This window comes from Streptomyces tatrensis (assembly GCF_049310065.1).
GTDB lineage: Bacteria > Actinomycetota > Actinomycetes > Streptomycetales > Streptomycetaceae > Streptomyces.
Genome location: NZ_JBMDLB010000004.1, coordinates 1 through 17,627, shown reverse-complemented (window position 1 = coordinate 17,627; position 17,627 = coordinate 1). Strand labels below are relative to the sequence as shown.

The window sequence follows — 17,627 nt, the reverse complement described above, 5'->3', positions numbered from 1 at the left end:
CAGGCATCTCAGCACTCACGAGGAGCCGTTCTCAGGGGCGTTGTCGATCCAGTACAGGACGCGGTCAGGGAAGGCGGCTGCCGGTGCACGCTGTGGTGTGCCGCCGGTGCCGTCGGCACTGATCCCTTCATGCCAGTGCACGGTTTCGGCCGCGGTGCGGGTGACGCGGCACAGCACCGGCTCTCGCAGGCTGCCGGGAGGCTGGGCGAGCAGGAAACGCATGTTGCGGTGCGGGGCGCGCTCGGGCAGGCCCTCGGAGACGGGCGCCGCGTGGCGGTGGGCGCGCAGCCAGTGAGCCCCGTCGGCCGCGTAGGTCACACCGCCGTTGCCGCCGTGGGACATGACGGCGTATTCCAGACGGACTGCGTCGGCGTCTCGCATGGCGATGATCATGCGGTCGACGGCGGTGATGGCGGTTTCCCTGCTCTGCCCGCCGTCGATGAGGAGGGCGACGATTCGGGTGCGTTCGTCGTCAGCAGCCTGAAGGCGGACGCGTCGCGTGCGGGCGGCCTGCGCGCGCAGCGGGTCGGTGTTGGTCACTGCCGTTCTCCGTCCCGGTTGAGGTGGATGTGGACGGCGCGCTGCGCCTTCGTCATGGCCCGACTTCCTGCGGGGTGGATTTCAGCCCCAGTTCCTCCGTCGGGCTCGGCCCGCGGGGCGCGGGCCCGACGGCTACCTGATAGCCGTGAGGGCGTCCAGCAGCTGCTTGGTGGTGCCGGTGGCGATCGCGACGCGGATCATGTTCATGACGTCGTCGCGGTGGCGGGCCATATCGCCCGCCTGGGCGAGGGTTTCCTCCGCCAGATCGGGCTGCGCGAGGACGTCTCCGCGCCCCACGACCGCCCGGGGCCCCAGCTCCCAGACGAGAGTGTTGACGGCGGCTCCGGCGGCGGCCAGGTGGTCGACTTCGAGCATGACCCAACCGCGCTCCGCCGGGTCCTCGCCGTTGCGGCGCAGTTCCTGCGCTGCGGACCGGAACAGTCCTCCAGTCCCGGCAGCCGGCTCGAGCGCCGACTCGCCGCGCTCGTGGGGCCGCCCTTCTGTACCACCGTCGTTGGCCAGCATCGCGGCCATCAGGGCACTGATGTCGGGCGGGGTGTGGTACTCACCGAGGCTGCGCCGGGAGTGGTGGTGGCGCAGGCTCGTGATGACCCAGGACATCAGGTCGATCCGAGAGCGTTCGGCGGGGTCGGTGTCTCCGGTGTGCTGGAGGATCCCGTGGCGCAGCGCGGCCCGGGTCACGGCCTGCACTCCCGCGAGGTGGGTGTCGTGGAGGTCTTCCCTGGTCCAGTCGAACAGGGGGCGGGCGGTGGCCCACAGGTCGGGGCGAAGGCGCCAGTAGTAGTTGGCGCTCGTGGCCAGGCCGCGGACCAGGACGAGTGGGGGTTGTGCGGCGATGTATGCGGCGAGCGGGTCGGCGGCCTCGGCGCCGGGGGACTTCTGGGGCCACAGGGCGAGGGCGGCGACGACCCCTGCGGGGATGTCCAGCCGGCTGCCGCCGGCGGCGTACCAGGCGTCGGCGACCGCTTCGCCGAGCACGGAGCCGGGGCTGCGGTTGACGGTGATCGGGGGGCAGTCGGTCGTGCCGGCGTGCTGGGCACAACTTGGATCGGTGCAACTCCGGGCCTTGTGGGTGAGTACCCGATCAACGGCCTCGATCACGAGGGCGGCGGTGGTGTTAGCAGACATGAGGGTTCCAGGGCTGAGGTGGGTCTGTTGGTCAGGAACGGGGAGGCCGGGTCGGTCCTCGGGCGGGAACGCACCGTCCGAGGCCCCGGGCCCTGCACGTTGTAGTGACGGATGCGTTCGAGCCGAGACGGAGACCCGGGGCGTGTTCATGGTGAAGGTGAGGTGGCGGCACTGCGGGCGCGGTGCCGGGACGGCGAACAACTACTTGGCCTTGCCCTGGTCGACCCTGTGCGCCTGGGATGCCGCGCGCATGACTTCGTCGCAGTCGAGGCCGAGGTCATCGGCGTAGGCGCGCAGATCGTTGAGCAGCACGTACAGGGCCTTCGAGAAGGTGGGGTAGAGGTCGTCGGCCATGTGCACGCGGAGGGAGGCGGCGGCGTCGCTGGCGTGTACGTAGTTGTCGAAGAGGTGGTCCCCGGCGGCCGAGCCGTCGGGGTTTTGGATCGGATCGATGGACGAGGCGAGGTTTGGCATGGTGGCCAGCGGCCGTTCATCGAGCCGCGCCCTCGCGTCGCCGTCGAGGCAGCGTTCGATGTCGGCCCGCATGTGGCTGGCCAGGTGCATCAAGTCGGTCGTGACGTCCACCAGGGTCAGCCAGACGTCGGGGCAGCTCCGCCGGTATGCGAGTAGGGCGGCATTGACCTCGTGAACGGCGGCAACGGCAAGCATGGGAATGCTCCTGAACGGCAACAGGGGGTGGTGCGGGCTTGAAGCCCGCAAGCAATGCAATCAATCTACTTATTGCAATCCAAATAAGCAATATATGGTGGGGATTGGAATCCGGTTGCGGGCGGAGCGACCACTCGGCTGTCCCGCCCTCAACCGGACCCGCAGGCCCCAGTGCCTCACCCAGCCGCGGTGTGCAGCCCTGCGCGCTCGCGGCTCCACGGGGGCCGCCGGTGCGGCATCGTGCCGACGAATACCAGCAGTGCCATCAGCGCCACTCCAGCTCCTGCGATCGCACCGGCGCTGTTGTCGGGCTGCAACACCCACACGCCCCCCAGGGAGGCGGCTGCACTCGGCAAGCCCCACCGGTGCGCCCAGCGGGCCACCCGCGCCGGTTCGAGCTCTCTCCGCGGTCAATGGGCATCAAGTCCTCCTCAGAAGTCCGATGTTGGTCGATACCTGCATCCGTGGTGGAGTCCGCGGCCCGGGCGGCTGGGCCTCCCAGTCGCGAGGGGTGTTGTCGACGTGACGAGCGGGGCGTGGCAGCTACCGTGAACGGTCTTTGCCGGGCCTTCTCCGGCGACGGCAGGCTGCCTATGACCGGATAAGAGTAGGTTCGGCCTCGGTGGCGGTGAGGTAGGTCTCCAGGCGGGTGATTCGTTCCTGGGCCTGATCACGGAGTCGGCGGGCGGCCTGTAGGTCGCGCTGGGTGGAGGCACGCCGGTCGGGGGTCCGGTTCTGGGCGTATGCCCGGTCGGCGTCGGCGACGCGGTCGGTGGCGGCCTCGTGGACTGTCAGGACCGCCCGGATGACTTCGTGGGTGCGGGCCACGACCATGGTGGATGCCGGCCTCGAAGTCCAGTCGCCTGCGCGGACGGTGACGGGGAACTCGGTGGTGTCACCGCCGCGTGCCAGGGACAGACCCGGCGCCTGGACCTCAGCCCCGTCGATGGTGAGGATCGGGTCCTGCCTGACCGGAGTTCCGTCATGGCGCGGCCGGGTGCTTCCGTATCGGCCGAAGGTCAGGCCAAACCGGGTAGGGGTGAGAGCGCGGACCTTCTCCGACCCAAGGAAGATGTCGCCCCACTTCTCGTCGTCGTAGGCGGGGTAGACGGCCACCATGCCAGCAACCTGGCTGCCCTCGACCGTGTACACGCACGCGGCCGCATGGTGCCGCACCATGTTCAGCTCTGGGCTGGTGGTTTCCAGGTGCTGGACACGTACAGGTCCGAAGATCGTGACAACGGTGGTGGTCTGGGACATGCGGGGCTCCTGAAGGCGCGAGACGCAGTGCGTCGGGGTGGCGGGGGGAACGTCGGGCGGGCCGATGGCGGCGCCAAGGGCATGGTGGGTCGCGGGGCGGGATCCGGACATGCGGGGCCGGGCCGACCGGAGCCGAGGGAGCTGCCGGGCGGCCCGGTGCGCTGCGCGGAGGGGCCTCAGTAGATGAGGCGGCCGTCAGGAACTGTCTGTCCGATCAGGCGCCAGGGCGGGCCGTCATTGAGAACGCCCATCGGGCACCGATCCGGCCGATGCGTCGACAGATCGGCCTCGATGGCCGTGTACCAGTGCTGCGTGAGCGGGCATCGCGTTCCCCGTGCGCATCCCGGCCGCTCTGCGACGAACAGGTGGTACACGTCCGGCGAGATGGGGAGGGAATGGCGGAACGAGTCGACGATGCGCTTGCCGTAGGCCGCTTGACTCTCGCCCTGGTAGCGGCGCCAGACCTGCTCGCCGTAGACGAACTGGGTCTGGCCGCCGCGGTCGAGCCGCCAGCGCAGTGAGGAGCCGTAGCGGGGACTGTCGGGGGAAGACTCGTCGGCGCCCGCGGGCACCGCTCCGGTCATGTCGAGAACGGTCTGGTTGGTCCCGGCGAACGCCTGGGGCACGGCCAGCGCCCAGTAAGTGGTGGCCCTCTCCTGCCACTGGTACGGCCTCCGCCGCTCGTACTGCGTCCCCGCCTTGCGGCGCTTTATGAGCGGCTTGTTCCGCTTCATCTGTATCAGTCCCCCGGATGCATTGAGACGGCGCGGCGTCTAGAGCTGCGCTCGTCAAGCGGGCTGGTGTGGTGGGGCGTCACCCCGATCTGAAGATGACAGTACACATAGAAAACCAAATAGGCAACGCTTTGGTTGGTGTTGTCCCCGCCGCGCCGCGCGAGCTCCGCACCTGCTTGGAACGGATCCCAGACCAGCCGGCTTTCGACCGTGTCCTCGATGCTCTCCAGGTCAACCCTCGTGCGGGATCCACTGGAAGGTGGGGCTCTTGGCGGTTGTCGCGGATCACTGTGACCGTTTCGACGACCGGCGGGCCGGGCCCGGTGGGCGGGGATGCAGGTGAGCGTTTCATGGCCCTGGATGTAGGCCCTGAGGTGTCGCGCGCCGAAGCCGCGGGTGGGCGGCGCGGACCCGGTTGCGGACGGCGGGGTCCTTCGGGGCGATGTACGGCCGGTTGGCTACGCATGCGGGGAGGGCGCCGGCGGCCAGAAGGGGCTCGGTTTGGGCCAGTACGGAGTCGGTCACGGCCACGTTGGCGGGACAGGACAGCAGAGACCCGGTTCGGGCTTTCGTAGAGGGGGCATCGAACTCTCCAGGAGCCGGTAGGCGGCCTACGTGTCAGGGTCCAACCTGTCACCGCTGCCAGAGGCTGCCCGGAGACCCGCGGCCCGTGCCCGACCGTAGCGGGCCACCCGCGGATCGGCGGAACGCCGGCCATGTGGAACACGGCGACGCCGATTTGTCCGGTCCCGCAGGCAGGGCCGATCATCCGGACGTCGGCCGGCACTCATTCCAAGGCCGGCGCCAGCGAGAGACGCAGCAGGAGACGGGCGCCCCTGGGTGGCGTCTGGCACGGGGAGCGACCGGCTACAGGCCCAGCTCTCGGAGCGCCGCCAGCATGTCGAGGGCGCGCTTGCGCTCAGGGGACACCCGCACGCGGCGGATGCGCTTCGGATCGGATGGGAGCTGGAGGCCCACGGCTTTGTCCTGTGTGTCGCGACGCAGCTCGTACTGGGCTGGCGAGAGCATCCAGGCGTCCCAGTCGTCGGCCTTAAGCCCGGCCCGCGTCCGGTCCTGTTCGGTGGGCGTGATCGCGGGGCAGGAGCAGGCAGGGTCGTCGCACGGACGGCCCGCCGGGTGCTGGGAGATGACGCCGCTCGGACGGTAGGTGGCGGTGGCGCCGCTGAGCATCGGGCATGCCTTCTCCGAGTACATCAGGCACGGCGGGTGAAGTCCCGGTTCTGGCGCGTACCCGGCGCTCACGTCCTGCGGACGGACCAGCACGTAGAACCGCCGCTCCAGCGGCAGTCCGCAGATCTGACACAGACCCTCCTCGAAGGCCCGCCTCCGCCTACTTGAGTCGAGCCCGCCGAACACCGGCATGCCGTTGTGTTCGAACGAGACGTAGGGGACGACCCGGCCGCCATGGGTGGGGCGGTGCGCGCACATCGCGGGGATGGCCGGGCTGCTCATCGGGGATCGCCAGCGGCAAGGCTCCAGGACGGCGGAGAGGGCTCGACCATGTAGGTGTAGGCGGTGTCATTGGCATAGAGCATGCCGGCGACGGGGAGATGGCGATAGGCGCTGAGAAACTCACCGATGGTCAGTGCGGTGTGGTTCGAGTCGTCGGGGTATCGGCCATCCCCAAGAGGGACCAGTGGTTCACCCTGGTACTTCGGCCAGGTGTAGGCGGCGAGGAGTTCGGCCTGGCCCCAGCTGGTGGGGTTGGGTCGGATCTTGATCAGGTCGGCGGCCGCCGCCAGCTTCCTGGGCGACTCGATGGGTGGCGTCCGGCGTGGGTGGGGGCTGCTCAGGCCCATGTCGATCTCCCAGTTGGAGGCGGGCGCTTCGGCGGCCCGGGGGTGGGGTGGAAGGCTGCGGACGTTCGGCACGCAGCAGCGCCGCGGCCTCGTGGCCGCCCTCGCAGCGCCGGTGAGGCACGGGGTGCGAGGTTGTGATTGCCACGGTGGCCGGACAACCAGATGTATTCATATTACACACCGAACATCGAATACGCAACGTCGATGTGTGGGGTACTCCCCCGGGGCGCTGCCGACTGCCGCGCTGCGGGGGTCTCAGTTCAACTCGTGGTGGCGGGCTGCCGCCGGTTTCCCTGGCAACGTCGGCGGGGCCAGAGACACCCCCTGGCTATGCCCGAGGCTCGCGCGCGTCGAAGTTACCCGACCCTCGGCGGCTGCGGACGAATTCGTAGACCGTCCGGCGATACCAGTGGTCTTGGTGGACTGAAGGTGTTTTGCCGTCCTCGGCGGTCCGGTCCGCGAATGGGATCTGGCCCCTGCTGTGGTAAGCGGCGATCGTCTCGCGTGCGAGAGGCTCGCCGCGCGTGGCCATGCCCACGACCTCCGCGACATCGTAGATGTCCAGCAGGTCCAGGGGGTCGCCTTCGGGCAGCGGGCTGCGTAGAGCCGGCCCAGTGCCTTTGAAGGCTGCCCAGACATGCGGACGGTGCTCCTCTACCCACATGTCGACCTGGCCCTGGTCGTACACGCGTGGCCGTGTGCGCAGCGGCGCCGGGAAGGTCCGACGGAGGACTTTGTGCCCCTCTCGCTTCTCCTTGGTCTTGACCCACTGGAGAACAGTGTGCTCGGAGACGTCGTACCGCAGGCCGATCGCCTCGGCGGTCAGCTCGGCCGGCTCCGCCGGGGCTTTGCCGGCCTGCTCAACCTCTGGGGCCGGCTCAGGCTGCTCGGCCAGGGATTCGACGATTCGGTCCGTCGCCAACGACTCGGCCCGGACATGGCCGGTGAGTTCCTCGCGGCGCTGAGCCGCGGCCCAGGACCGCCGGCGATTGGCGCGGACCCACTCGTCTACCTCGGCGGCGCTGTAGCCGGCCTCGCCCGCCTGAGGGAATCCCTCAACGCGGGTCCATCCCCTGGCCGTCTGCCCGCTGACCCGATAGGTCTTTGCGAGGGCCTGCGCGTCTACGCGGCCTGTTCGCGCGGTAGTCACGTTGTTCGACAGGTTATCCGCGGCTGCAGGGGCCTGGTCGGCGATCGCCGGTCCCTCTGCCTTCGTCTGGCGGCGCATGCGCCGCGGACGGTTCACGAATTCGTACGCCGTCTCCCGGTACCACTTCCGCTCCGTGACCTCGGGCTGCTTGCCGTCTCCGGGAGTGCGGTCGGGCCCCGCCAGCTTCTTCTTGGAGATGTACGTCCGCAGGGTGCCCTCCGGCACCGGCTCTGTCCGCCCGAGGGCCTTGCCCTCCCAGACGCAGATGTCCGACAGGGTTACCAGGTCCTTCGGACCACCCTCGGGCAGACCGAAAGGGTTGTCCGAGTCCTGCCCCTGCGCCCAGTAGACCGGGAGGGTCTCGTGCAACCACTCATCCACCAGCGCGGCGTCACGAACCAGGGTCCGTCCGGGACCGGACGGCCAGCCGTCGGGGAAGCCTCCGAGCGTGGCCCAGTAGGCCACGTTGCCCTCGTTGACCTTGTACCTGTTCGCGATGTCCTGCGAGGTCACCAGTTCACCAGCGTCGGCGGGGATCACCATTACTCCTTGTCGGACTGGCAGTGAACCAGCAGACCGCGGTCGCAGCCTCGCGGGTGGAGGCCTGGGATGAACGAGCATGTGGTGCTGCCGGCATCGCCGGCTCCTTGTCGGCGCCGGCACCCTCGGTCACGCAGGGACAGACGCTAAAATACAATACGTGACTAGGATACGCAACGTTGTTGCCGCGTTGCCCCCGTTGGCGGAACACCCAACGGGGGCGCGTTCGGGGCCGAGCAGATATTCTGCTCGGCCCCGAACGCACCCCCGACCTTGGACATGCGGTGTGCCTCATCCGCGCGAAGTCGTCCGCTTCGTAGCGACTCGCCCCATGGGCGAGGGCCGCTGCCGGCGCCTTCGATTGCGGGCGAGGCCCTTGGCGATGACGGTGTGTCCGCTGCGCTGGTGATGCCCTACTGAGCGTCGTCGCCGTGACTGGAGATCAGAGGCAGTTGTCCAGCGAACGAATCCGTGTCATCGGTCGGCCTCGCTCGGGGCGAACAGGCGTGGGCCATGGGCTCCTCGCTGTGACTCCGTGAGAAGTTGATGACGCTGGGGCGCTCGCCGGGTGAGTACGTGAAGTGCCACTTCAAGCCTTCCCGGTCTGTCAAGAGCCGATGCTCCGCACTATCGGCCGGTCCGATGTGCTGTACCTGCATGACGCGGGCGTGCGCAGCTTGGTGGCCAGGGTGACTGCGATGGCTCTGCGGATCCCGTGCCGGCGGGCCCACATCGCTCGCTGGTGGGCGAAGGCTTCGTGGCTCAGATCGCCTTGCGCCGGGGTGTCACCGGCGATCGCGACCGCGCGAGCGGGCCTGTGCACCCATATTTCTGATTGCGCAATCTAGCTGACGCCGCCGACCCAGAGGACACGAAACGCGGCCTTGAACTGCTCGTGCCGGCGTCGAGCGTCGGGGAGGGCGCGCTCCAGGCGGCTGCGGAACTGCGGGCCGTGGGACCGGCCTGCTGGACGGGTCCCGTGCACCAGTTCATGCATGAGGACGTACTCCAAGAGCAGGGGAGGGAGCTGGAAGATGGCCCAGTGCAAGGTCAGCAAGTGGTCCCTCTCCTGGTAGATGCCACCGTGCCTGCGGCCGAGATCCCGGACCGCAAGATGCGGCAGGGAGCGGCGTGTCCGTAGACGGGACCAGCCGGCCGGCGCTGCCGTCGCCAGCCACGCCTGACCCGCACGGGCGTACCAGTCGACGATGGGCCGCGCGCCGTACCGCGCCAGGTCACCGCGGTAGGCCACAAGGAGGCCGGTGTCGACGCCCTGCCGAAGGTGAACCGATACGGGCGTGTCGACCAAGTAGAGCCGGACCGGGGTCCCCAGCCAAGTGAGCGTGCATCCGTCCGAGAGGCGCTTTTCGGGATGCAGTGGGGCCCGCTCGGCCATGCGGCGGGCGTGGAGTTCGAGGAGCAAGGCGTTCTGTCGGACGAACTGGATGATCTGGTCCGGAGTCGAGGTCGGCAGAATGCGGACAACGCGCCGGCCATCCGGCCGCGTCGTCAGTGCGTGCTGCGCTCGACGGTGCGACAACACGACATCGAAGGTGCCGGCAGCGAGAGTACCGTCAGCCTCCAGCGCCGCGGCAATGTCGCGGATGAGCGTGTCGGCCTCGGCGGAGTCCGGGCCGGCGGTTGGTGTCATGGACGGATGGCTCCTCGTACGGTCAGGGGTTGCGGTGCGCGCCTGCAGCTGCGGGCAACGCGTTCGGCGGCCCGACGGGAGTCGCCCCGCCAGGACCGCGCGGCCGGGGTGCTAAAGGGGACTGGGTATCTCGCCCCAGACGTGAACAGGGCCCTCGACGGGGCGTAGGGGCATTCCCTTGGGGCCGTTGTGGTGGCCGGCGATGATGCGTTCGGCATGGGTGCAGCCGTTGGGGTGGGCATGCGAATTCAAGCAGCGGTTGGGGCTGCGATAGGGGGCAACCTTCCAGCGGAAGGCGGTACTCGGCTCCCGGCGTGGCTCGCTCGCCTGCTGGTCCATCTGAGCAGCGGCCGCCGAGGGCCGGTGACGAGAGAGCAGTCGAACGACGTTGACGTCGCCTTCACTTAGACCTTCTCGGCGATCACGCTTGCGCCCGGCCCGATCGCGGTGGACCACCTCCTCCTCGGTCCACGCATGCTTGCCCTTCTGGGCCATGAGTTGCCACGCGGTGTACACGATCTGCGCCCAGGCGCCCGTCGTGCCCAGCGGTGTACTGGACTCGGGGAAGCGTTCGCCCGCGAGCAGAACCGTCTCGTTGTCCCATGTGAGTTCCGGCTGTTGACGGCAGAACTCGGCTAATACACCCGCTCGGACGGCGGTGCGCTCGTCCAGTGACAACAGCGCGTCGGGGTTGAGGGTGTCGTAGATCCGTCCGGCCGTGTAGAACGTCATCCAGATGCCTTGGCGCCCTGGTGCGAGCAGCCTGCGGCCGTGCACCGTGTTGGCGAGCCACTGAGCGGAGCCGCCCAGGACCTGATCAGGGCTCCACTGGGACCAAGACACGCCGACGATCGGAGTCGGCACGCTCATGTCGCAAAGGTGCTCGGGAGCATCCGGTCCGCCGGCCTTGCGGTCGTACGAGCCGATGGGTGTGGCGAAGACCATCAGGCCACTGGGAGAAGGTGGACGATCCACTGCGATTGCTTCCGTCGGCGCCGTTTGCCCCGCCGCGACCGCAAGGCCGGTCATGTCCTCGTCGGCGAAGTAGAGACGGGCTTCGCGAAGCCGCTGGGACTCTTGTCCGCACAGCACCAGCGAGGCGGCGGCGTGCGGGTCCGGGGCGTCGGGGAGGTAGGGGTACAACGAGGAACTCCCGCGCCGCAGCGCCTCGGCCATGCTCAGCAGCCCGAAGGGCGTGCGCTGGTATTCCTCCATGGCCTGGCGTAGTTCGGGAAGGCGCCCGGGCTCGGGGGGAGTCCAAGCGTAAGTGTCCGGAGCCGGTAGCGAGCCGTTGGTGGTCATGATGCCTCGTCAGTAGCGTGTGCGTGTGCGAGAAAGCAGGGGCGAGTAGCCCTCGGCGACTCCAACAAGCTACAGCGATAAAAGCAATTACGCAATATGCTGCGATCTTTCGGTCGCGCCACGCGCGTATCCGTGAGCTGCCTTGGTGTCGTGGGGATCTCCCAGCGCGGTGGCGAGCGCGGAAACGAGTCCCCGCAGCTGGAGGATGAGGCTGTCGCGGGTAATCCAGTCCAATGCCGCGTCGCGCCGGTGTCGCACTGAGGCAATCTGCAGGGCCAGATGCTCTGCAACGGGCACGAGCGCGGCCTCGCACAGCGCGTCGACGTCCGCGGCGGCTTGCCTTTCCGGCAGGCCAGCATCGGCAAGCCTGCTGATCATGTCGCGGCGCTGGCTCATCAGGTCGGCATGGGGGCGATGCCGGCGGCCGTGGGCGGTGTTGGTCATTCTGCGTGGCTTTCTGGACGGTGCCGGCGGAGATCCGTTCGGCTCCCCGCAATCAGGGGGCGTCGGTTGGTTACGGCGGCTCAGGACGCCGGGGTGTCACTGCCTGGCCCTCGCCGCCGTGTCGTCAGGCAGTCGCGTTGACCGGCTCCGGGGTCGCGCACAGGACCCCGCTGTACTCCGCGGTCGCCGTGGTGTCGCTCTCCTGAATGACGCGAGGTCTGTCCGTCGCCAGGCATCGCCGCGACGTCTACGCACATCGGCGCCGCTTCAGCAGCGACGGTGGTGAGCACCGCCATGGAGGCGGCGCCGATGTCCGATGCGAATTACGTCGCCATTCGGGCCGGGGGGTCGATCGCGACGGCGATGTCGGGAACCTGCGGCGGGATTCTGGCGGCCGCGGCGAGACAAGTGGAGGCGTCGGTGTGGTGCGATGCGGCAAGGCCCACCGGTCGGCGAGCACTTGTTGGTGATGGTCACAGAAGACCGAGGGTGGGGTAGAGGACGGGCGTGTAGAGGTCGACGACGCCGTCGGGCCACCTGTCGTCGCGATGCGCCTCATCGAGGCGCACGGTCATCTTCAGGTGGAAGAGCGAGGGGTCGAGGACCGTCCCCTGCCGGTTGTGAAGGCAGTCGACGACGCGGTCCCCCGCTCGAACCTGGGTGATCAGCGCGAAGTGGAGGGCGCTCTGGGCCGTGGCGTAGGGGGCGACTTGGTCACGCAACGTGCGGTAGCGGTCCGCTTCGCCCTCGGAGGCGATGCCGCGCACCACGGACATCTCAAGCCGGCCGACCTCGTCGGTCAGCTGCTCGTAGTCAGGGAAGGCGGCCCCCTCGTCGTCGCGGGCCAGTAGGTCGAGGGGCTCGTCCCAGATCGGGCATGAGCGCGGGTCCAAGATGGTGGCGGTAAGGATCGCCACCTGGACCGCGCCGACTTGGTACACGCGGCGCACTACGCCCTGGCGGCCCTTCAGGTCCGTCACAGTTCGGCCCAGCCAATCGGACGTGGCGAGCGGGGCGGGATCCGGAACAGAATCGGGGTTCACGTGCTACTCCTCGGGTGAGGCGGACAGGGGTCACCAGACCAGCCGATCGGCGTTGCGCCGTGGTTGGGGATGAGGTTCCTGGGGGCGGGACGGGGGTCGGTCAATGCCGGTACGTGACTCAGGAGGGGCGCGGACTTCTCCGACACGCGTGGGCTTCGTTTGAACCGCTGTGTGCTGCCGTTGCGACGAACCTAGTCACTAAGACTACATAAGTAAAAGCAATTAAGCAATCTCACTTATGGCGTCTCTCAGCCGGTCTTCTGCAAGCCGGCGGCGGACCGCTTCGGCGATGGCCGACCAGACTTTGCCCCGGGCGGGATCCGCGGGAATCGACGGTTCGCCCTGCACCCCTCGGATGGTGATCACGGTGTCCCCCTGGGGCGGCCGGATGCGGTGGACCAGGATCACGGTCGGAGTGCCGTGCCCGGGAATGTACGCACCCGAGGTGTCGATGACCCACCTCATGTCGAAGGCCGGGAGGAACTCCTCAACGAACCGACGGCCGAACTCCCGCTTCATGAAGGAGTTCGAGGTCAGCTGGGCCACGTGACCGCCAGGGGCAGCAAGTGAGAACATCAACTCACAGAAGGGCAGGGCCAGGGGGAACTTGCCGGCCGCGACCCGCGGGTAGGCCTGGCGGATCAGGTCGCGTTGCCGCGCGTCGGCAACCACGATGTAGGGCGGATTGCTGACGACTGCGTGATAGCCGCCGCGCCCGAGAAGCGGTTCCTCGCGGTCCAGCAGCGAGTCGGCGCAGGCGACCCGCACCTCCCAGGTCCGCGGCAGCTCGCGGATGCGCACCCTCATGACGGACGCGCTCGTCGCGAGCAGCCGGTATCGCGCGAGTAGGGCCGCGTAGGGATCCACGTCGACGCCGTGAACGGAACGCAGGGCGCGCTCGATCGACGCTTCATCGCTGATGTAGCCGCCGTACGTGCGGCCGCGGCGACGGTAGACGCGGGCGCGGTGAAACGCCTCCACCAAGATATGGCCGGTGCCGCAGGCGGGATCGATCATTCGGACCTGCTCCGGTCCAACCTCGTCAGTGGCTGGCTCCAGGGAAAGCTCCAGGAGGAGTTCGGCGATCCATGGCGGGGTCTGGCACAGGGCCCTCGACCGGCGGGCATCGGCAGACAGCGCCTGATAGGCGTCTCCGAGCCTGACGCCATCGACTCTGTGCGGACCATCGTTCAGAAACTCCCCATCGCCCCAGAAATTCTGGAGGGCGGACCATGCGGCCGAGCTGAGATCGGCCGTCCAGAACAAGGCCACCTGCGGATCGAGGAAGCCGGCCATGGCGGAGTGAGCTGACGCCAGCTCCGCGATCACGCGGCGGACAGCATCCGGCGAGTTCGGAGGCTCGGACGCGGAGACCATCGCGTTGCGGACGCAGTGCTGGGCTACGGCGGTCACGTGGGCCCAGGACACCGCGGCCGGCAGGCCTATGCCGTCGGCCAGGTACTGAACGAGACGCTCATTGGCGCGAGGAGACGGTGCAGCAGTGTTCATGGAGATCGTTTTCCTGCGATAGATGTGAGGCGGAGAATGGGGGCTGCCGGCTGTCCGGTGCCCAGGTCACCGTGAGACGAGAAGAGCACCGTCGGATAGCGAGGTGGTCATGCCTGCGCTACGAAGCAGCGCAGAGCAGAGGTAGCGCAGACCGCCGGCAGACCACGGCTCGGCATGGCCGAGCCCGGCCTCCAAAGCCGCGTCCGGTGACCACCAGACGACCCTGACGCCTTCGCGACTTGGCTCGACGAGTACCCCACTCCCCTCACACGACAACCGGTCCGCGAGGTGGACATGCGGCGCCAAGATCGCAAGCACCTCTCGTCCGACCTTCTCGTGGTTCCGAGTGGAGGAACCGGGACGCACCACCGCGCTGAGCGGTCGGTACACGGAATGCTCGTGCGCATGGCGGACGATGACGATGGCCCGGCCGGGCCCCGCCAGGGTCCGGCTGCGCCCAGCAGCAACACAGAGCCTGCGAACGTCCTGCCTACCGAGGGCAGTCACTCCGTCCCCGGCATGATCCGGGGCGTCGTAAGCCGCGTAGTGCTCAGCCCGGACGAGAGTGAGAGCGTGCGATACGTCGCGCATGCGGTGGGCGATTTCGGTGGCGCCCGGGTCGCTGCCGGCCGAGTAGTGCCACAGCATGGCGACCGCGCGAGATGCTGGTGCCCGCTCGGCCCGGTCCACACTAGGGTCGGCCGAGCAGCTCCGGATGAGCCAGTCGATGACCTGGCCCGCGTACGGCGCGGAAAAGGGTGTGCTCTGGAGAAGTTCCAAGAACTCCAGCGCATCGGGTTCGGGTAAGCGAAGCTCCATCTGCACGGCAGATCTCCTCGGAGGGGTTGGGCGAGATGACGCGAGGGCCTCAGGCGTCCCGCAGCTCGGCTTCGATGATTGCCATGAGGAATAGGGGGACGCTGCATCCCACTTACAACCGAGACTACATGTATATTTTCAATTAAGCAACTCTAATCGGGGATCGGGGCTCGCGTTCCCCGAGAAGGTGCTCCCGAACAGACGCGAATGGCACAGTGGCGGATGCCAGTCAGTTTGCGACGCCGGCTATCACTTTGTTTTTGAGGATCCTCGCGAAAGGCGCAGGCGGATCTCCGAATAGATTGTTGCCCGAAACCACATCGGCTCGAAGACCTCAGGGCGCTTTCGGTCCTTCGGAAAACGGTCTGGAGCGGCAATCTGTTGGCGCAAGAGATACGCCTGCATCGTGCGCCGCTGTGCAGGCTTCCCGCTGAGCGCGTTCCCGCGGATCACGCCGTACTCGCCGATTCCCAGCAGATCCTTGGGATGCCCGTCCGGTAGGGGCACCACGAAACGGGGTTCCCCCCCGGTATAAGCCGTCCAAACGCGAGGCCTGTTGACGCTCACCCACCCATCCACCGCAGCCCTGTCCCAGCGCCCCTCCGCTACAGGAAGGGGGAAGGCGGTCGCCACGACTTCACCCTGGCTGGAACGACGTTCCTTGGCTTTGGTCCACGCATCCACAGCCTGGTAGCTCATGTCGAATCTCTTCGCCATCTCCGACCGGCTCTCCAACACCGGCGCGGGCACGGATACCTCACGAGGCGTAACAGCCTGGGCGCCGGAAGCCCTGTCGCCCAAAGGGGCCTCCGCCTTGGCCGGCCAGTACTGAGGCCTCACCGCCTGCACCCAGGCGTCGACCTGATCGAGATCCCGTAGCCCATCCGCGTCGGCGGCCGGAAAGTTGGCAAGCTTGATCCAAGCTGCAGCGTCCTTCGGCAGTACACCGAACCGGGCGCTGATTCCCGCGTCGTCGATGCGGCGACTTGTCATGGGCGATCCTTGAGGAAGGAGGGGCGATCGAGCTACTGGGCAGAATCCTGCAGGCCACCATCGACGTTTGCTTTGCTCGCGGAGCCGCGGCGCCCGAGCGGACGAAGCAGGTACGGCAGAGCAGTCCCTGGTGCCCACATCTGCTCGTGTACTGCCGGCAGCTTGCCATCGTTCGGAAGCCGGTCCGGCCGCGCCAGCAGCCCACGTGAGAGGTACGCCCGGAGCGTGGACTCCGCCGTCGGCTTCTCCCGGCCCTGCTCGCGCGCGTCGAGTTCAGCAATCTTTTTGAGGGTGAGTAGGCCTGAGTGCTTCTCGAAGTACTTCTTCAGGTACGCGCTCGGCTCACGCAACTCGTGAGCGGCTGCCGCAACTGGAGCAGCCTTCCCGCGCGAGGCCTGACGGGGTGTGGCAAGAAACGGCAGCGCGGCCCCAGGGGTCCACATCTGCTCGTCAACCGCAGGCGTCTGACTGTCTCCCGGAACACGATCGGGACGGGCCAGCTTCCCCTGCGAGATGTAGACCCGCAGGGTCGTCAAAGCGGTCGCCTTCGGCCGGCCCTGCTCCCGACCGTCGAGCTCGGCGATCTCCTCAAGAGTGAGTAGGCCCGGGTGCTTCTCGAAGTACTTCCTCAGGAACTCGCTCGGCTGCACCTCAGCGGCCGTGGCCTCGGTGGATGCCGCTGAACTGCGCCGGCTCGTGGGGCGGCAGAGGTACGGCAGCGCGGTCTCGGGCATCCACATCCGTTCCTTGACCGCAGGCATCTCGTCATCGCCGGGCTCACGGTCGGGGCGGGCCAACTTGCCCTGCGAGATGTAGCTGTTCAGGGTGCTGAGCGCGGTCGGTTTGCGTCCGTGCTCCTTGCCGTCGAGTTCGGCGATCTCTTCGAGGGTGAGCAGGCCGGGGTTCTCCTCGAAGTACTCCTTCAGGAAGCTGCTCGGCTCCCGCTGGTCGTGGACAGCGGTCTTCCTCCGGACGTTGCGCCGGCGGGTGATGTAGTCGTAGGCCGTCCTCCGGAACCACATATCCTGCTCGACCGCGGGGCTTCCCCCGTCGTCGGGACGCCGGTCGGGCCGCGCGAGGATGTCCTTGGAGATGTAGGTGCGCAGGGTTGCGACGGGCGTCGCCTGGCGGGAGAGGAAGCGGCCCTCCAGTTCCCCGATCCGCTTGAGCGGCATCAGGTCATTCGGATCGCCGGCAGGTAGCGCGGTGGCCTTTTCCTTCTGCTTGGGGTGGGCCACGACCCAGGCTTCCGGCTTGTTGTCGAGGACCCACTCGTCGACGGTGGCCTCGTCGTACAGCTGGGTCTTTCCCCAGCCCTTGCCAAGAAAGCCGGGAAAACTAGGTTCGAGGGACCAGGAGGTCGCGGTCGAACCACTCACACCGTAGCGCTTGGCGATCTTCTCGAGGGTCGTCTGCTTGATCGTTGAGTCTGCGGGGATCATCGTGTTCTCCAGGGCCTGCGTGGCCTGTTCGTCTCCTGGCGGCGAACGCCGGCGAGAGATGCTGTCGTACCTGGCCAGCGGCCCCTTCCCGCGGCGCCGACAGGGTGGTGCAGGGAGAGACCAGGATCGCAACCTACAGCGATTCGGATAATTAAGCAATTCGCATCGATGTGGCGTGGCGGAGCCATGTGCCCCAGCGTGCGAGCGGGCCCGGGAGCGCACTTTTCGGCACATAGACCACACACCCTGGGCGGGCCCGGGAGCAACGGCTTCTCCGCGATTCAGCGACGATCAGGTGGCGAGGTGCCGCTGCCGCTTCCTTGCGACCTTTTCGTCCCGCGCCCGCTGCAAACTGCTGAAGGTCTCGCTGCCCTGCGCTTTCAGCAGCATAGGGATCCGATTCGCCGGAATCCCAACCTTGTGCGATTCGCTCGTCACGGACAAGAGGTCAGACTCTGTCTGATCTGCATAGCCAGCCTTCTCCAGCTCTGCAACACCTGGGAACACATCGGCATGACGCTGTTTCTGCAGATCGATCAGGTGATCTTCCGTGCCACCATAG

At 67.8% G+C, this 17,627-nt stretch carries 17 protein-coding genes; all 17 read right to left on the bottom strand.

The genetic code is table 11. The annotated features are described in order from the left end of the window. Positions 1-15: 15 nt before the first annotated feature. A complete protein-coding gene (locus ACODT5_RS01160; RefSeq protein WP_422517258.1) occupies positions 16-540 on the bottom strand; it encodes a hypothetical protein in 525 nt (174 codons plus the stop codon). 132 nt (positions 541-672) lie between these two features. Beyond that, positions 673-1,689, bottom strand: coding sequence for an N-6 DNA methylase (locus tag ACODT5_RS01155; RefSeq protein WP_422517257.1), 1,017 nt, complete (start codon positions 1,687-1,689; stop codon positions 673-675). A gap of 201 nt (positions 1,690-1,890) precedes the next feature. Continuing rightward, positions 1,891-2,358, bottom strand: coding sequence for a hypothetical protein (locus ACODT5_RS01150; protein WP_422517256.1), 468 nt, complete (start codon positions 2,356-2,358; stop codon positions 1,891-1,893). Positions 2,359-2,949: 591 nt separating this feature from the next. Further along, positions 2,950-3,618 carry a hypothetical protein gene (locus tag ACODT5_RS01145; RefSeq protein WP_422517255.1) on the bottom strand — a complete coding sequence of 223 codons (669 nt, stop codon included), beginning with the start codon at positions 3,616-3,618 and terminating at the stop codon, positions 2,950-2,952. A gap of 176 nt (positions 3,619-3,794) precedes the next feature. Beyond that, entirely contained in the window at positions 3,795-4,352 is a 558-nt protein-coding gene (locus ACODT5_RS01140) for a hypothetical protein (RefSeq protein ID WP_422517348.1), read from the bottom strand. An 867-nt stretch (positions 4,353-5,219) separates the two neighbouring features. Next, positions 5,220-5,825: a hypothetical protein gene (locus ACODT5_RS01135; protein WP_422517254.1), complete on the bottom strand. Its 606-nt coding sequence runs from the start codon at positions 5,823-5,825 to the stop codon at positions 5,220-5,222. After that, positions 5,822-6,172, bottom strand: a complete 351-nt coding sequence (locus tag ACODT5_RS01130) for a hypothetical protein (RefSeq protein ID WP_422517253.1) — start codon at positions 6,170-6,172, stop codon at positions 5,822-5,824. The genes ACODT5_RS01135 and ACODT5_RS01130 overlap by 4 nt, the downstream gene beginning before the upstream one ends. Positions 6,173-6,500: 328 nt before the next feature. Continuing rightward, positions 6,501-7,865 (bottom strand): hypothetical protein, encoded by a 1,365-nt coding sequence (locus ACODT5_RS01125; RefSeq protein WP_422517252.1) that lies wholly within the window; start codon positions 7,863-7,865, stop codon positions 6,501-6,503. Positions 7,866-8,706: 841 nt separating this feature from the next. Beyond that, complete coding sequence (locus ACODT5_RS01120) at positions 8,707-9,513, bottom strand: YgjP-like metallopeptidase domain-containing protein (RefSeq protein ID WP_422517251.1); 807 nt, start codon at positions 9,511-9,513, stop codon at positions 8,707-8,709. Between the two features lie 111 nt (positions 9,514-9,624). Continuing rightward, a complete protein-coding gene (locus ACODT5_RS01115; protein WP_422517250.1) occupies positions 9,625-10,815 on the bottom strand; it encodes a hypothetical protein in 1,191 nt (396 codons plus the stop codon). Positions 10,816-10,902: 87 nt separating this feature from the next. Then, positions 10,903-11,259 carry a hypothetical protein gene (locus tag ACODT5_RS01110; protein WP_422517249.1) on the bottom strand — a complete coding sequence of 119 codons (357 nt, stop codon included), beginning with the start codon at positions 11,257-11,259 and terminating at the stop codon, positions 10,903-10,905. A 473-nt stretch (positions 11,260-11,732) separates the two neighbouring features. Further along, complete coding sequence (locus ACODT5_RS01105; protein ID WP_422517248.1) at positions 11,733-12,302, bottom strand: hypothetical protein; 570 nt, start codon at positions 12,300-12,302, stop codon at positions 11,733-11,735. Between the two features lie 222 nt (positions 12,303-12,524). After that, entirely contained in the window at positions 12,525-13,811 is a 1,287-nt protein-coding gene (locus tag ACODT5_RS01100) for an Eco57I restriction-modification methylase domain-containing protein (RefSeq protein ID WP_422517247.1), read from the bottom strand. Between the two features lie 66 nt (positions 13,812-13,877). Then, positions 13,878-14,636, bottom strand: coding sequence for a hypothetical protein (locus ACODT5_RS01095; RefSeq protein WP_422517246.1), 759 nt, complete (start codon positions 14,634-14,636; stop codon positions 13,878-13,880). Between the two features lie 243 nt (positions 14,637-14,879). After that, positions 14,880-15,623 (bottom strand): hypothetical protein, encoded by a 744-nt coding sequence (locus ACODT5_RS01090; protein ID WP_422517245.1) that lies wholly within the window; start codon positions 15,621-15,623, stop codon positions 14,880-14,882. Between the two features lie 32 nt (positions 15,624-15,655). Next, a complete protein-coding gene (locus ACODT5_RS01085) occupies positions 15,656-17,065 on the bottom strand; it encodes a hypothetical protein (protein WP_422517244.1) in 1,410 nt (469 codons plus the stop codon). Between the two features lie 291 nt (positions 17,066-17,356). Next, positions 17,357-17,627, bottom strand: a 271-nt coding sequence (locus ACODT5_RS01080) for a GP88 family protein (RefSeq protein WP_422517243.1), incomplete at its 5' end; no start/stop codon positions are given.

Bases quoted from the DNA above. Each gene is read 5' to 3' on its own strand.
- ACODT5_RS01155 (WP_422517257.1), bottom strand. From the start codon at position 1,689: ATGTCTGCTAACACCACCGCCGCCCTCGTGATCGAGGCCGTTGATCGG.
- ACODT5_RS01110 (WP_422517249.1), bottom strand. From the start codon at position 11,259: ATGACCAACACCGCCCACGGCCGCCGGCATCGCCCCCATGCCGACCTG.
- ACODT5_RS01150 (WP_422517256.1), bottom strand. From the start codon at position 2,358: ATGCTTGCCGTTGCCGCCGTTCACGAGGTCAATGCCGCCCTACTCGCA.
- ACODT5_RS01120 (WP_422517251.1), bottom strand. From the start codon at position 9,513: ATGACACCAACCGCCGGCCCGGACTCCGCCGAGGCCGACACGCTCATC.
- ACODT5_RS01090 (WP_422517245.1), bottom strand. From the start codon at position 15,623: ATGACAAGTCGCCGCATCGACGACGCGGGAATCAGCGCCCGGTTCGGT.
- ACODT5_RS01135 (WP_422517254.1), bottom strand. From the start codon at position 5,825: ATGAGCAGCCCGGCCATCCCCGCGATGTGCGCGCACCGCCCCACCCAT.
- ACODT5_RS01085 (WP_422517244.1), bottom strand. From the start codon at position 17,065: ATGATCCCCGCAGACTCAACGATCAAGCAGACGACCCTCGAGAAGATC.
- ACODT5_RS01130 (WP_422517253.1), bottom strand. From the start codon at position 6,172: ATGGGCCTGAGCAGCCCCCACCCACGCCGGACGCCACCCATCGAGTCG.
- ACODT5_RS01100 (WP_422517247.1), bottom strand. From the start codon at position 13,811: ATGAACACTGCTGCACCGTCTCCTCGCGCCAATGAGCGTCTCGTTCAG.
- ACODT5_RS01125 (WP_422517252.1), bottom strand. From the start codon at position 7,865: ATGGTGATCCCCGCCGACGCTGGTGAACTGGTGACCTCGCAGGACATC.
- ACODT5_RS01115 (WP_422517250.1), bottom strand. From the start codon at position 10,815: ATGACCACCAACGGCTCGCTACCGGCTCCGGACACTTACGCTTGGACT.
- ACODT5_RS01140 (WP_422517348.1), bottom strand. From the start codon at position 4,352: ATGAAGCGGAACAAGCCGCTCATAAAGCGCCGCAAGGCGGGGACGCAG.
- ACODT5_RS01145 (WP_422517255.1), bottom strand. From the start codon at position 3,618: ATGTCCCAGACCACCACCGTTGTCACGATCTTCGGACCTGTACGTGTC.